General features: G+C 43.5%; 17 protein-coding genes and 1 pseudogene. 12 read left to right on the top strand and 6 right to left on the bottom strand.

The window, feature by feature from the left end:
• Nucleotides 1-41 precede the first annotated feature (41 nt).
• Nucleotides 42-2006 carry an aconitate hydratase gene (locus D4T97_RS04460; RefSeq protein WP_126048161.1) on the top strand — a complete coding sequence of 655 codons (1965 nt, stop codon included), beginning with the start codon at nucleotides 42-44 and terminating at the stop codon, nucleotides 2004-2006.
• A gap of 48 nt (nucleotides 2007-2054) precedes the next feature.
• Nucleotides 2055-2225, top strand: coding sequence for a hypothetical protein (locus D4T97_RS20415; protein ID WP_164525470.1), 171 nt, complete (start codon nucleotides 2055-2057; stop codon nucleotides 2223-2225).
• Nucleotides 2226-2301: 76 nt separating this feature from the next.
• Here D4T97_RS20415 and D4T97_RS04455 read toward each other — a convergent pair whose 3' ends face one another.
• Both D4T97_RS04455 and D4T97_RS04450 read right to left on the bottom strand, forming a co-directional pair.
• Nucleotides 2302-2508, bottom strand: coding sequence for a heavy-metal-associated domain-containing protein (locus D4T97_RS04455; RefSeq protein WP_126048159.1), 207 nt, complete (start codon nucleotides 2506-2508; stop codon nucleotides 2302-2304).
• Nucleotides 2509-2593: 85 nt separating this feature from the next.
• Nucleotides 2594-3436, bottom strand: coding sequence for an MBL fold metallo-hydrolase (locus D4T97_RS04450; protein ID WP_126048157.1), 843 nt, complete (start codon nucleotides 3434-3436; stop codon nucleotides 2594-2596).
• Nucleotides 3437-3652: 216 nt separating this feature from the next.
• Between D4T97_RS04450 and D4T97_RS20410 the strand changes: the two genes are divergently transcribed.
• The gene (locus D4T97_RS20410; protein ID WP_164525469.1) at nucleotides 3653-3826 is read left to right on the top strand and encodes a hypothetical protein; all 174 of its coding nucleotides are present in this window, start codon (nucleotides 3653-3655) and stop codon (nucleotides 3824-3826) included.
• Between the two features lie 87 nt (nucleotides 3827-3913).
• Here the strand turns inward: D4T97_RS20410 and D4T97_RS04445 are convergent, their stop codons facing one another.
• The gene (locus tag D4T97_RS04445) at nucleotides 3914-4018 is read right to left on the bottom strand and encodes a YjcZ family sporulation protein (protein ID WP_126048155.1); all 105 of its coding nucleotides are present in this window, start codon (nucleotides 4016-4018) and stop codon (nucleotides 3914-3916) included.
• Nucleotides 4019-4234: 216 nt separating this feature from the next.
• Between D4T97_RS04445 and D4T97_RS04440 the strand changes: the two are divergent.
• From D4T97_RS04440 to D4T97_RS04435, 3 genes and pseudogenes are all read left to right on the top strand, one after another.
• Nucleotides 4235-4687, top strand: a pseudogene (locus D4T97_RS04440) (spore coat protein).
• A gap of 57 nt (nucleotides 4688-4744) precedes the next feature.
• Nucleotides 4745-4897: a hypothetical protein gene (locus D4T97_RS20405; RefSeq protein ID WP_164525468.1), complete on the top strand. Its 153-nt coding sequence runs from the start codon at nucleotides 4745-4747 to the stop codon at nucleotides 4895-4897.
• A 171-nt stretch (nucleotides 4898-5068) separates the two neighbouring features.
• Entirely contained in the window at nucleotides 5069-5869 is an 801-nt protein-coding gene (locus D4T97_RS04435; protein WP_126048153.1) for an ABC transporter ATP-binding protein, read from the top strand.
• A 38-nt stretch (nucleotides 5870-5907) separates the two neighbouring features.
• On the opposite strand, the gene D4T97_RS04430 is transcribed toward D4T97_RS04435, so the two are convergent.
• Nucleotides 5908-6525, bottom strand: a complete 618-nt coding sequence (locus D4T97_RS04430; RefSeq protein WP_126049133.1) for a YktB family protein — start codon at nucleotides 6523-6525, stop codon at nucleotides 5908-5910.
• A gap of 112 nt (nucleotides 6526-6637) precedes the next feature.
• The gene (locus D4T97_RS04425; protein ID WP_164525467.1) at nucleotides 6638-7342 is read right to left on the bottom strand and encodes a general stress protein; all 705 of its coding nucleotides are present in this window, start codon (nucleotides 7340-7342) and stop codon (nucleotides 6638-6640) included.
• Between the two features lie 186 nt (nucleotides 7343-7528).
• Here D4T97_RS04425 and ruvA point away from each other — a divergent pair, with 186 nt between their 5' ends.
• The 6 genes from ruvA to yajC all read left to right on the top strand — a co-directional run bounded on the left by ruvA (nucleotide 7529) and on the right by yajC (nucleotide 12143).
• Nucleotides 7529-8149 (top strand): Holliday junction branch migration protein RuvA, encoded by a 621-nt coding sequence (ruvA, locus tag D4T97_RS04420; protein ID WP_126048149.1) that lies wholly within the window; start codon nucleotides 7529-7531, stop codon nucleotides 8147-8149.
• 20 nt (nucleotides 8150-8169) lie between these two features.
• Nucleotides 8170-9171 carry a Holliday junction branch migration DNA helicase RuvB gene (ruvB, locus tag D4T97_RS04415; RefSeq protein ID WP_126048147.1) on the top strand — a complete coding sequence of 334 codons (1002 nt, stop codon included), beginning with the start codon at nucleotides 8170-8172 and terminating at the stop codon, nucleotides 9169-9171.
• A complete protein-coding gene (locus D4T97_RS04410; RefSeq protein ID WP_126048145.1) occupies nucleotides 9168-9374 on the top strand; it encodes a DUF2905 domain-containing protein in 207 nt (68 codons plus the stop codon). Before ruvB ends, D4T97_RS04410 begins: the two co-directional genes overlap by 4 nt.
• Before the next feature lie 3 nt (nucleotides 9375-9377).
• Nucleotides 9378-10406: a tRNA preQ1(34) S-adenosylmethionine ribosyltransferase-isomerase QueA gene (gene queA / locus D4T97_RS04405; protein ID WP_126048143.1), complete on the top strand. Its 1029-nt coding sequence runs from the start codon at nucleotides 9378-9380 to the stop codon at nucleotides 10404-10406.
• A gap of 306 nt (nucleotides 10407-10712) precedes the next feature.
• Nucleotides 10713-11852: a tRNA guanosine(34) transglycosylase Tgt gene (tgt, locus tag D4T97_RS04400; protein WP_126048141.1), complete on the top strand. Its 1140-nt coding sequence runs from the start codon at nucleotides 10713-10715 to the stop codon at nucleotides 11850-11852.
• A gap of 30 nt (nucleotides 11853-11882) precedes the next feature.
• Nucleotides 11883-12143, top strand: a complete 261-nt coding sequence (gene yajC, locus D4T97_RS04395) for a preprotein translocase subunit YajC (protein ID WP_126048139.1) — start codon at nucleotides 11883-11885, stop codon at nucleotides 12141-12143.
• Nucleotides 12144-12366: 223 nt separating this feature from the next.
• Here the strand turns inward: yajC and D4T97_RS04390 are convergent, their stop codons facing one another.
• Nucleotides 12367-12762, bottom strand: coding sequence for a TIGR04086 family membrane protein (locus D4T97_RS04390; RefSeq protein ID WP_126048136.1), 396 nt, complete (start codon nucleotides 12760-12762; stop codon nucleotides 12367-12369).
• Nucleotides 12763-12872 lie beyond the last annotated feature (110 nt).

Below are 12872 nucleotides of genomic sequence, written 5' to 3'. Positions count from 1 at the left end.
TTAGGATTGTTACTACAAAGTTATTAACAGGAGGAAGAAGGATGCCACTGAACATTACAGAAAAGCTGATCAAGGCCCATCTTGTTTCGGGAGAGATGATTCCAGGTAAAGAAATCGGATTAAAAATCGACCAAACCCTAACGCAGGATGCAACCGGCACGATGGTTATGCTGGAGTTGGAAGCCATGGGGGTGGAGCGGGCTCAAACAGAGGCTTCGGCCCAATACGTGGATCATAATATCATACAGGTTGACAATAAAAATGCGGATGATCACTTGTTTTTGCAAAGCGCTACGCGCAGATTTGGTCTCTATTACAGCCGCCCGGGGAACGGCGTGAGTCACCCTGTGCATATGCAGCGTTTGGCAAAGCCGGGTAAAACTCTTCTTGGTTCTGACAGTCATACTTGTGCAAACGGCTGTATGGGAATGCTCGCTATGGGTGCTGGAGGGATGGATGTCGCTTTGGCGATAGCGGGTGAACCTATTTATATTAAAATGCCGAAAGTTTGGGGAATCAAGCTTTCCGGTGAGATGCCTGACTGGGTGAGTGCCAAGGATATCATATTTGAACTTCTTAGAAGGCATGACGTAAAAGGCGGTGTTGGAAAAGTGATTGAATATTACGGTCCCGGATTGGACCAATTAAGCGCAATGGATCGTCATGTCATTGCTAATATGGGTGCAGAGCTCGGAGCAACAGGGACTGTCTTTCCTTCGGACGGTGAGATTAGGCGTTTTTTAACAGAGCAGGGACGGGAAGAAGATTGGGTTGAGTTGAACGCAGATCGTGGAGCTTCATACGACATTGAGGAAGAGATTAATCTATCCGAGTTGGAACCACTCATTGCCAAGCCTTCGAGTCCCGGCAATGTTGTGCCGGTATCTGAAGTGGCAGGGACGCCCATCTACCAATCCTATGTGGGTTCCTCGGCAAACCCAGGTTACAGGGATTTTGCAGTGGCGGCAGAAATCGTCAAAGGAAAAATGGTTGCCAGCGGAGTTTCATTCGATATCAATCCAACCTCAAGACAAATGTTGACCGATCTCGTAAAAGAAGGACATATCGCAAGCCTTCTCCAAGCAGGTGCGAGGCTTCACCAGGCAGGCTGCAACGGCTGTATCGGAATGGGGCAGGCGCCGGCTACCGGAAGGAACAGCTTAAGGACAACTCCCCGTAATTTTCCAGGACGCTCTGGAACACAGGAGGACAGTGTGTTTCTATGCAGCCCGGAAACAGCGGCAGCTTCGGCCTTAACAGGTGAAATCACTGATCCACGGACGCTTGACATTCCGTACCCCCAGATAAAGGAACCGGAAAATCCTACAGTTGATACCTCCTTGCTGGATGAACCGCTTCCGTATGAAGAAGCTAAGAAAATCAAATTGTTTAAAGGACCTAATATTGCTTCAATCCCGCCTATGGACGCATTGCCTGATGAGTTGGAGCTGCCGATTTTATTAAAAATGGGAGATAATATTTCAACAGATGAAATCCTGGCAGGAGGAGCGCGGGTGCTTCCGTACCGGAGCAATCTTCCGGAGATAAGCAAATTCGCTTTTGAAATCATTGATAAAACATATTACGCAAGGGGCATGGAGAGTGTTTCGACAGGAGGCCATGCCATTGTTGGAGGATTTAACTACGGTCAGGGATCCAGCCGGGAACATGCGGCATTGGCTCCGAGATTTCTAGGGCTGCGCGTTGCCTTGGTAAAGGACTTTGCACGCATCCATTGGCAAAACCTAGTGAATTTCGGCGTTCTTCCTTTAATTTTTGCAAATGAAAAAGATTACGATCAATTAGAGCAGGGGGATATTCTTCAACTGAATGATCTGCGGAATAAGGTACAACAGGGTAATGAGTTTACAATTAATGTAAAAGGGAAAAGTTTATCTATACAAGTTTCTCATGCATTATCTGAGAGACAAGTCGAAGTGATGCTTAAAGGCGGATTGATCAACCTTGTGAAGGAACGTCTGAAGAGGGATCAGACTTCGCTTTAATACTTTAACGCAGTGGGGGTCAGACCCCATAAAAAGGAGGAAACTGTAATGGATATCCGCGATAATCATTGCAAAGCTTGCCATGGAACAGGAATGCTGGCTGATGATGAAGGGTGGCAGTACAAATGCAGTGTTTGCAGGGGGGCAGGATTTATTAGCCAAGAAACTTCTGACGCTAGAGTCATGGAAGTTGATGAAAACAACCGGCTGCTTGATTAAAAAAGAATCAATATGAAAAAACGGACGAGCTTTTGCCGTCCTTTTTTTCATTTGAAGTAAAACAGAGCAGTACATACTAAGGTAAAACATCAAAACCGTTTCTCGAAATTGTTGAAAGAATCGCTTCATGTTGGAGTTCCGTTTCACTGTATGTAATTTTTACTTCACCATCATCTATATCCACCAAAGCTCTTTCCACCCCATTTAATTGAAGCAGAATCTGCTCGAGCTTTTCGATTGCTTGTTTGTTGTTTGCTACATCAACATATATAGTTGTGTCCATTAACGACGACACCTCCTGTTTCCAAAACTATTCCCTTTTTGAAAGTTCGGAATGACCGGGAGTCATTACAGTCCTCCCGGTTTTTCTAATTTAAATATTTTCCATAATCAGGTACAGCAATTTTATCGAATTCCCTCGTAAGTTTTTCAAGGTTTTGGGACAATTCCTCCCCTTCCATTGCGACGCCGTGGCCTGTGATAGCCGATGTCGGTTTTAATGTTTCAAGCTTTTTCACAGATTCCCAGGCGGCATCCCAATCCGGCGTTAAATATCTGGGTGGTCCGCTGATCTCTTTTTCCTGTGTAAAAACCCTGTACAAATATTCTTGTTTTACCGTTACAAAAGCATCCCCCGCGATCAATACACCATCATTGTCCCGGAAAAAGGAAACATGTCCGATACTATGGCCGGGTGTATGGATCCATCGAAAGTCGGGCAAGTGGGGAACGGTTCCGTCTGATGGAAGCTTCTCAACGTGGTCTCCCAAATTGATGGGTTCAATTGGAAACATAGGAGACATTTTGGCTACCATCCCTCCTTCGACGGTCATGTCGGGTTCGGGATAACTTTTTTTGCCTGTCAGATACGGCAGTTCAAGCTCATGTGCATAAACAGGAACATCCCAATGTTCGACCAGCTCGATCAAAGCGCCGACATGATCGAAGTGGCCATGTGTAAGGATAATTACATTGGGTCTCGCATCCGGACCAAAGCGATCTTCCGTCAGTTCTATGATTTTATCCGCTGAATGCGGCATACCTGCATCGATAAGAACAAATCCGGAATTCCGCTGACCAATTAGGGCGATATTGACAATTTGGATTGTATGATAATAAACATCCGGACGAATTTCTTCCCCGGTTCCGCTATTTATTGATGTTGCAGGAACGTATTTATAATCACTTCCGTATGACATGCCTTTTTCCAATGTTAATGCCTCCTTGCGAATAAAATATTCCCACTAAATAGCTTTTCCATGGCTGAGCCTTTCATCCATAAAACTCTTCCAACCATTTACTTCACTTTGTCTTTACCCGGAATCGTGTTTGTATAACATTTGGGAAGAAGTGTATGGTTTTTATAAAGAGAATCGGTAAACCTATAATTGCTCGTATGAGCAAAAAAATAAAGCGGGTGACAAGAGATGCCAAATAACAAAATTCAAATTTTGCCTATAATAGCTTCTGTAGGAATTGGAGCCGCTGCATACAGCATGATGACAGGACGGGGCGGACAGCTTTCAAACATGATTCCACAATTTTCGACCATGGGACAGGGACAGGGTAAGGGCAGTAATCAAAACCAATCGATGGGTTAAAGTTAAAAGCCAAGAAACGACTCAAATGTCGTCTCTTGGCTTTTTTGAAGTTTTCTGGACAAAACGTCTGTCCAGGCGGGCAAGATTTTAGTAATATCCGTAACCAACAAAGGCAGTTCCAACGATGATTAGGAGGATAAACAATACGACAATTAACGCAAATCCTGTGCCGTGGCCTCCATAGCCGCCCATAAAAGCACCCCCTTGTTTTTGGCTTCCATATAACATATGGGAATTTCCGACACTGGTTAAGACAAGAATCCCGTAATAATAAAAAATATACGTATGAACCATGGATCAAAACAAATGACTGATTTTGATCATTGAATAAGATGATTTTTATAGAAAACAAATGGTGGTATGGCCATGTCAAACAATAATCGAAATACCCTAGCCTGACATGAAACATTGGAGGTGCATGAACTCGTTGCAACCCAGTCAATTGGATTGATGAAACTCAAAGGGGATAAAAAACGTCAGTGATCCGCAGTTAAAAACAATATACTGAAAATCCATTCAGGAGCTGGAACTTAATATCCGGGATTTGATCAAATATTATCCTTCTGCACCCATCCAGCCCCGGCGGGAATAATTCCGTCAGAATCAATTCGGCTTCCAGGCGGGGGAATTGCTCAGCTTTTGCAAGGCTTCGGTACTAAATTACGCTATGGCAATAACCGAAACTGCTACACCTGTTTTAAGACAAACTTTAACCAATCACCTTAATCGGGCAATAAAAAGCCACGAGAATATTTTCCATACATGTATACAAAAGGTTATTATCCAGCATACGATTTGGGAAGGCTGCTTCAAAATGATTTGAAAAACGCTGGCCATGCATTAAAAATGCCGTTTGAGTAAAATAATGTAGGTTCCTCTTTTTCTCTGCATAAAATAGCGGGTAAAGGGGGATTTTTAATGGATAAAAAAAATGAAATCTTCATTATTTTAATAACAAGCATCTTTTTGGTTTTTACTTTATATATGTTTAGAAGTATCATACCTACGGTTAAAGACAGCAAAGAAACAGGCCATTACCAAATAGAGAGAAGTATTTCGGAGCTTGGATAATTTCGGACCATCCGATGAAGACGGCAAAGTCACAAAAAGTAAACGCTTAATATATTGTTCCCTTAATCTACAAGCTGTCATTTTAAAACACAGGGTTCCATATATTTACACAGGCCTGAAACTCTGTTACTGTAAAATAAACTCTTTATTCTGCAAAATGGGGATGAATATATGGACACGATTATATCTCTTGAAGGCGTTTCATGGAAAAGGGACGGAAGAGAAATTTTAAGTGGAATAGATTGGGAAATGAAGAGGGGGGAGCATTGGGGCATCTTAGGATTGAATGGTTCAGGCAAAACCTCCATTTTGAATATTGTATCCGGCTATCATTTTCCATCGGAAGGAAATGTAAAGGTGCTTGATCGCCAATTCGGGAAATCATACCTGCCGGATCTTCGCAAGGAGATTGGTTTTGTCAGCAGTTCCTTAAACCGCTTTTCTCATATTATCGAGTATGAAACCATCGAAGAAATCATTGTAAGCGGCAAGTTTGCATCCTTTGGTATATATGAAAAGGTGGCAAAGGCTGACTGGGAAAAAGCGGATGACTTAATTGAAAGATTTCGGCTGAACAAATTGAAAGGTAAGCCTTATCATCTTCTGTCACAAGGAGAGAGAAGAAGAGTCTTGATTGCACGCTCGTTGATGAATGATCCCAAGTTGTTAATATTGGACGAGCCATGTTCGGGCCTTGATATTTTATCCAGAGAGCAAGTATTGGCTTTGACGAAAGAAATTGACAGAAGCAACTGCAGCATCATTTATGTCACTCACCATATTGAAGAGCTAGTCGAGGATATTACACATGTAATGCTGTTGAGTGAGGGTAAAATTGTAGCAGCCGGTCCGAAAGCAGAAGTGATAAAGGACATATTATTATCCGAAACGTTTCATCTTCCGGTCAGCGTGCGCTGGGAAGAAAATAGGCCGTGGCTCTCAGTGGCCCAAAATGCAAAAATCAATATTTAATAGTAAAAAGCCGGCTGGATTGCCGGCTTCGTCGATTTTTATGCAAACCCTAGCTTATAGATAGGGACGAGTGTTTCAAATGTCTCTCTTGCCAGTGAAATGAATCGGTCACCGTCTTTTAAAATCGGGTCATCAGCAGCAAGATGCCTTCCGATTAAAAATTCCGCTTTTTTGACGTCACGGAAGCGTTCAAGCGTTTTTTTCAAATCTGTATCTTCAAGCGCAACAGCGTCCTTTTTCATATGATCCATGGAAATGACGAAGTCGCCAGGTACTCTCTCTTTGATTTCGTTCATATGATCTAGGAACTTCTGTGCAAATTCTGCTTTGTTCGGGAGTTCGTAAATATAGGCAAGCCAAAGAAAAGCATGATCGTCAAATAGTCCAACTTGAAAATGTGGATGTTTTTTGTATCCTCGTTTGTTATTTGCGATGGCCAGCCATGTGTCCTTAGGCGGATTCACCGTTCTTCTTGCATGCTTGGCTATATGTAAGAACATTTCGGTCCCTAGCGTGGCAGTTAAGTCGGAAGTCAAGGACTCACCAATAATTTTAAATTTCGGCTGAATTCTATTTTGAATCGCGGCCATTCGTTCTTCGAGACCGTCAATCTGAAATGTTTGAAAGTCACTTTCCGTAAAACCGTCAAATTGCATCATTAACTTCTCCTCTCTGGCGTCAGTTCTTTTCCAGTTTACTAAAAAATACAACTATGTATAATAATTGTACTCTTAAATAAGAAAAAAGCCGGCTTTTTGCCTGGCTTTTTTAAGAAGGATTGTGTCCGTAATCCTGATGGTCGTTGCTGCCTTTTTGAAGGTCTGTTCTCGAAAAGTCGGCCGGATACCTGTTTTCGAACGGGTTGACCAATTCTTCATATTCCCTTTGCCTACATTTCAAATCCATGCCATTCTGTCGTTCTTTAGGTCTTCCTGCATGCTGTTCAGAGTGGTTTTTTTCATCCGAAGGGGGATGCATCCGTGCCTGCGGATGAGTCTTATCCCTATCAAACCTGTCACCTGTGGTGAAGTTGTCCACTTTTTCGCCATGAACTTTAACATCAAACGTATGATTCAAAGGAATATTTTCGGTGGATAGCAAACCAATTCTCCCATGGTCGGCATCACTGTCCACCAGTACTAAAATATGTCCATTTTCCACTTCATTCGCATATCTGTTAACATCCGCTTCCGTCATACCAAGATCCAAGAGGTGATCTGAGTATGTCTTGATTCCATCGTCTTTTTTCGTAAAAAATGATGTAAGTTCTTCCCAAAGGGTGTTCCGCCCTGCTTTATCTTGAATTTCATCTTCGACAGCTACACCGGTCTTCTCTTCAATTGTATTGGACTTCAAATCATCATTGGCAACCACGCATATATGGTCTTGATCAATCCCATCATGTTTCAGGGAATCAATGGCCTTCATTGCTTCAAAGCTGGTGGCAAAGATTCCGACAACATTTTTCTTCATGGTTGAAGCCCTCCTTTTTTTCGGCTTTCTTGGCATGGGAAAAGAAGTGTTGAATAATGTTTACCCTAAAGAGAATTAATGTAAACTTTTTAAAATAAACACATTAGAACATATGTTGTTTATTTGTATAAAGCGGAAGGGTTTATATGATACAATGATGGTTAGTATGAAAGAGGAGAGAAAGCATTGTACGAATACATCAAAGGGATTGTGGGACAAATCGGGCCTGAATATGTTGTGATTGAAAATAACGGAATCGGCTATCAAATTTTAACGCCGAACCCTTTTATATTTTCGACTAAACAAGGAATGGAGATTGTCATTTATACATACCAGCATGTACGGGAAGACGTTATTGCGCTTTATGGTTTTGAAACAATGACTGAAAAGCAGATGTTCAGGAAGTTAATCAGTGTTTCCGGAATCGGACCAAAAGGGGCGATGGCGATTTTGGCTTTCGGCGAGCCGGTACAGGTCATCCAAGCCATTGAAATGGAAGATGAGAAATTTTTAACGAAGTTTCCGGGGGTTGGAAAGAAAACAGCGAGGCAAATGATCTTGGATTTGAAAGGAAAGCTTAATGATGTGTTGCCGGAAGGAATGACAGAAGCTGCTGCGGATGTACAAGACGAATCGGTTGGGGAAACAACAGGCGATTCAGCTGCCTTGGACGAAGCAATGCTTGCCCTCACGGCATTGGGATACTCCGAGCGGGAGTTAAAGAAGATCCGACCTCAGCTGTCAAAAGAGGATGTAACGACGGATCAATTTATTAAGTATGCACTGCAGCTGTTGCTGAAACAATAACACGAAAGAGGTGATCATGGATGGAGGAGAGAGTGCTTTCCGGAGAAGCGTCGTCGAATGATGTATCATTTGAGCAAAGTCTCCGTCCGCAATCACTTTCCCAATATATCGGCCAGGACAAAGTGAAGAGTAATTTGTCCGTTTTTATCGAGGCGGCAAAAATGAGAAAGGAAGCCCTTGACCACGTTTTACTTTATGGTCCCCCTGGTCTGGGAAAAACAACGCTGGCTGTTGTGATTGCCAATGAAATGGGTGTAAACGTTCGGACCACATCGGGACCTGCCATTGAGCGCCCTGGAGATCTTGCTGCCATTCTTACATCGCTAGAACCTGGTGAGGTTCTTTTTATCGATGAAATCCATCGCCTGCCGCGTGCTATTGAAGAGGTCTTATACCCGGCAATGGAAGATTACTGTCTTGATATCGTCATAGGGAAAGGCCCAGAGGCAAGATCTGTCAGGCTTGACTTGCCTCCGTTTACGCTTGTCGGGGCAACAACTCGTGCTGGAGCGGTTTCAGCACCTTTGCGCGACCGCTTCGGGGTGCTCTGCCGACTGGAATATTATAATGATGAACAGTTGACAGATATCGTCGTCAGGACTGCGGATATACTTGATACCGAGATTGAATGGAATGGAGCCATCGAAATTGCCAAACGATCAAGGGGAACACCCAGGATAGCGAACCGTCTGCTCAGGAGGGTCCGCGACTTTGCGCAAGTTCGGGCGGATGGAGTCATTACACTGCCATTGGCTGATGAAGCTCTCGGGTTATTGCAGGTCGATAAGCTGGGGCTTGATCACATTGACCATAAGCTTCTACGGGGGATTATCGATAAGTTCAGGGGCGGCCCCGTTGGTATCGATACGATTGCGGCAAGCATAGGAGAAGAATCGACAACGATTGAAGATGTCTATGAACCATATCTACTGCAGATCGGTTTCCTGCAACGGACACCGAGAGGGCGGATGGTTACCCATCGGGTATATGAACATTTTAATTTGGAGGTGCCGAACCCGTGAACGGGATGGCCAAGCTTTTAATGGTTGCCGGAGCAGTCATTTTCATTGTGGGTTTTTTGATACATTTTCTGAAGCTCGGGAGACTTCCAGGCGATATTGTCATTAGGAAGGGGAACGCAACCTTCTTTTTTCCCATAGTAACTTCAATCATCATTAGTGTTATTTTATCGGCAATCTTTTTTGTAGTTGGGAGGCTTAAATGAATTTTGAAAGTTGAAATGTTTGATTTTGATTTGCCTGAGGAGCTGATTGCGCAGGTCCCGCTGGAAGACAGGTCCTCAAGCAGGCTGATGGTATTGAATAAGCGCACTGGTGCGCTCAGACACGAAACGTTTAGCCATGTGATCGATTATTTGAATCCGGGGGACTGTCTTGTATTAAATGATACAAAGGTGCTTCCTGCTCGGCTGTTCGGGACAAAAAAAGACACCGGTGCAAAAGTGGAAGTCCTGTTATTAAAACAAGTGAACGGCGATCGTTGGGAGACACTTGTCAAACCGGCAAAACGGGTAAAGATCGGAACTGAAATCATTTTTGGCGACGGTCAGCTGAAAGCGGTCTGTACAGGAATGGAAGAACATGGGGGACGTTTGTTTGAATTTCAATATGATGGCATATTTTATGAGATTTTGGATGCCCTTGGCAAGATGCCGCTTCCTCCATACATAAAAGAGCAATTGGAAGATCAGGACAGGTACCAGACGGTCTATGCCCGGGAAAGGGGTTCAGCCGCTGCACCTACTGCAGGTCTTCACTTCACGAATGACATGATTGAGAAAATCAAAGAAAAAGGGGTACACGTGACCTTTATTACGCTTCATGTAGGTCTGGGAACGTTCAGGCCGGTCAGCGCAGAAAGTGTTGAGGACCACGACATGCATGCAGAATTTTACCGGATGTCGGAAGAAACGGCCTCTTTGCTCAACGATGTTAAAAAGAGTGGCGGCAGAATTATTTCTGTTGGCACCACTTCGACAAGGACGCTGGAAACAATCGCTTCGGCCAATGACGGCTTGTTTAAGCCAGGAAGCGGTTGGACAGACATTTTCATTTTCCCGGGCTACAAATTCCAAGCGATAGATGGGCTAATTACAAACTTTCATCTGCCGATGTCCACATTGATCATGCTTGTCAGTGCCTTGGCGGGACGTGAGCATGTTCTTCATGCTTATAATACAGCTGTTCAGGAGAAATACAGGTTTTTCAGCTTTGGAGATGCAATGTTGGTTCTTTAATAAATGTCTTTAAACAACTTTTGTATTTCGGTTTCAGCCGGGCACTTTCCACGGGCGGTAAGTGAGCTGCCTCGTCACTTCGGTGTTAGCCCAACGATTCGCTTTTGGACGCAAAATCCGTTCGCGGTGACGGCCTGCGGTTTCACACGGACACGCTAATCCCGTAGGACCCAGAAAAAGTCTCTTTGAATAAGGATCTCACGAATGGGGATGCGAGGCATTTTCAAGGAGTCGTCGCCTTCGGCTGCAATTTACGAACTTGGTAAAAAAGAACAATAATTTAATGAAAAGAAAGGAGGGTGCTCATTGCCTGCTATTACTTATGAATTGATTAAAACTTGCAAACAGACTGGAGCCAGACTTGGAATGATACATACTCCTCATGGTTCGTATGAGACACCCATGTTTATGCCGGTAGGGACGCTTGCCACTGTAAAAACGATGAGTCCCGAAGAATTAAAAGAAATGGGTGCGGGAATTATTCTCAGCAATACATATCATTTATGGCTGCGCCCCGGGGAGGACATCGTCGAGGAAGCAGGAGGGCTCCACCAATTTATGAACTGGGATCAAGGCATTCTTACTGATTCCGGCGGTTTCCAGGTGTTCAGTTTGAGTGAATTTAGGGAAATTGAGGAAGAGGGGGTTCATTTCCGGAATCACCTTAATGGTGATAAATTATTTCTTTCTCCTGAAAAAGCAATGGCGATTCAAAATTCTCTTGGATCGGATATTATGATGGCATTTGATGAATGTCCCCCATATCCGGCTTCACATGAATACATGAAAAATTCAGTTGAGCGGACATCACGTTGGGCCGAAAGATGTCTAAAAGCCCATAAACGGGCGGATGTCCAAGGGCTATTTGGCATCGTTCAAGGCGGAGAATACGAAGATTTACGCAAGCAGAGTGCCAAGGATCTTATTTCGCTTGATTTCCCGGGATATGCTATTGGCGGCTTATCTGTCGGAGAGCCGAAAGATGTAATGAATCGTGTTCTTGATTTCACAACTCCGCTTCTGCCTTCCAATAAGCCTCGCTACCTTATGGGAGTAGGGTCACCAGACTCCCTTGTAGATGGCGCTGTAAGAGGCGTGGACATGTTTGACTGTGTCCTGCCAACACGGATAGCTAGGAACGGGACGTTAATGACAAGCAATGGACGTCTTGTCGTGAAAAATGCAGCCTACGCACGTGATTTTGGCCCGCTGGATGAAAATTGCGATTGCCATGTTTGCCGAAATTATTCACGTGCCTATATCCGTCATTTAATTAAATGCAACGAAACATTCGGAATTAGGCTTACGACTTACCATAATTTATATTTTCTGTTAAAATTGATGAAGCAAGTCAGAGAAGCGATTAAAGAAGATCGTCTTGGAGACTTCAGAGAAGAATTTTTTGAGCGCTACGGATTCAATCGTCCTGACGCAAAAAATTTCTAAATAAATGCAATCTGGAAAGGGGGAAAAGTCTTGGGTACTCTTGCTAATTTAACGCCGTTCATTCTAATGTTCGTTCTTTTTTACTTCCTGTTAATCAGGCCGAACCAAAAGCGGCAAAAAGCTGTCCAAACGATGCAGAGCAATTTGCAAAAGGGGGACAAGGTCATCACAATCGGAGGTCTTCATGGCACGATTGATGCAATTGATGAAGGGAAAGTGGTCATCCTTTGCGGTGATGGCAGCAGACTTACATATGATCGCAATGCGATTCGCGAAGTAGTGCAACCGTAAGAAAATCAGTACATAAAAAAAGAAGCGTAGTCTATGTGACGCTTCTTTTTTTGTGTGAAATTGTATTACCTATAATGCGGATAATTTTGTTATCGCATTATGTTACATTCAGCTTTATGCCTATCAACTAGACTTCGCGCTCCTTCTATGTCGGCGATTTTCTTTATCACACGGAGTGCACTCTAGTTTTTACGTCGATGAAAAGGCGCTTGTGCTCTTATCTTTACGAATGATGCTGCGCCGGACCACCTGCGATATTGACTCCCAGTACGCCCCCCATCATAGCGGTCAGTGTATAACAGATGTAATAAACGAGCTGTTCAATTGTGAAGAAGGAACCGTGGCCTAAATATTGATATAAAAATATGATTAAGCTGTATAATAGGCCTGTTGCTCCGCCCAAGACCCATCCCTTTTGCTTGCCTTTTCCTCCACAAATGAACCCGCCGGCAAAAACGCTGAAAAAAGAGATGATCGTAATGAGCAGGTTAATGGACTTCTCCTGGGTGTTTGTGAAGGTCAAAATGAACGAAAAAATCAGACTTGTAATTGCAGCCAGCAAAATAATCGTAAAAACCCCATACAAAACCGATACTCCGAAATTCTTTGCTTCGATCATCTTTCACTCCTTTCCTGAAACATTTGGGCAAATACGCCTGTCCTTTTACAAACATATTCACGAGTTTAGTTATTAGAAGCTTTTTCCTCATGTTTATCAAATTGTTGCCC

The organism is Siminovitchia acidinfaciens, from assembly GCF_003605385.1.
GTDB classification, from domain to species: Bacteria; Bacillota; Bacilli; order Bacillales; family Bacillaceae_C; genus Siminovitchia; species Siminovitchia acidinfaciens.
This window is presented reverse-complemented; position numbering and strand designations above follow the sequence as displayed.

Excerpts from the sequence above, each read along its gene's own strand:
- D4T97_RS04390 (WP_126048136.1), bottom strand. The coding sequence starts at position 12,762 with ATGATCGAAGCAAAGAATTTCGGAGTATCGGTTTTGTATGGGGTTTTT.
- D4T97_RS04455 (WP_126048159.1), bottom strand. The coding sequence starts at position 2,508 with ATGGACACAACTATATATGTTGATGTAGCAAACAACAAACAAGCAATC.
- D4T97_RS04460 (WP_126048161.1), top strand. The coding sequence starts at position 42 with ATGCCACTGAACATTACAGAAAAGCTGATCAAGGCCCATCTTGTTTCG.
- D4T97_RS04430 (WP_126049133.1), bottom strand. The coding sequence starts at position 6,525 with ATGCAATTTGACGGTTTTACGGAAAGTGACTTTCAAACATTTCAGATT.
- D4T97_RS20405 (WP_164525468.1), top strand. The coding sequence starts at position 4,745 with ATGGATAAAAAAAATGAAATCTTCATTATTTTAATAACAAGCATCTTT.
- D4T97_RS04435 (WP_126048153.1), top strand. The coding sequence starts at position 5,069 with ATGGACACGATTATATCTCTTGAAGGCGTTTCATGGAAAAGGGACGGA.
- D4T97_RS20410 (WP_164525469.1), top strand. The coding sequence starts at position 3,653 with ATGCCAAATAACAAAATTCAAATTTTGCCTATAATAGCTTCTGTAGGA.
- ruvB (WP_126048147.1), top strand. The coding sequence starts at position 8,170 with ATGGAGGAGAGAGTGCTTTCCGGAGAAGCGTCGTCGAATGATGTATCA.
- D4T97_RS04445 (WP_126048155.1), bottom strand. The coding sequence starts at position 4,018 with ATGGGCGGCTATGGAGGCCACGGCACAGGATTTGCGTTAATTGTCGTA.
- D4T97_RS04425 (WP_164525467.1), bottom strand. The coding sequence starts at position 7,342 with ATGAAGAAAAATGTTGTCGGAATCTTTGCCACCAGCTTTGAAGCAATG.
- D4T97_RS20415 (WP_164525470.1), top strand. The coding sequence starts at position 2,055 with ATGGATATCCGCGATAATCATTGCAAAGCTTGCCATGGAACAGGAATG.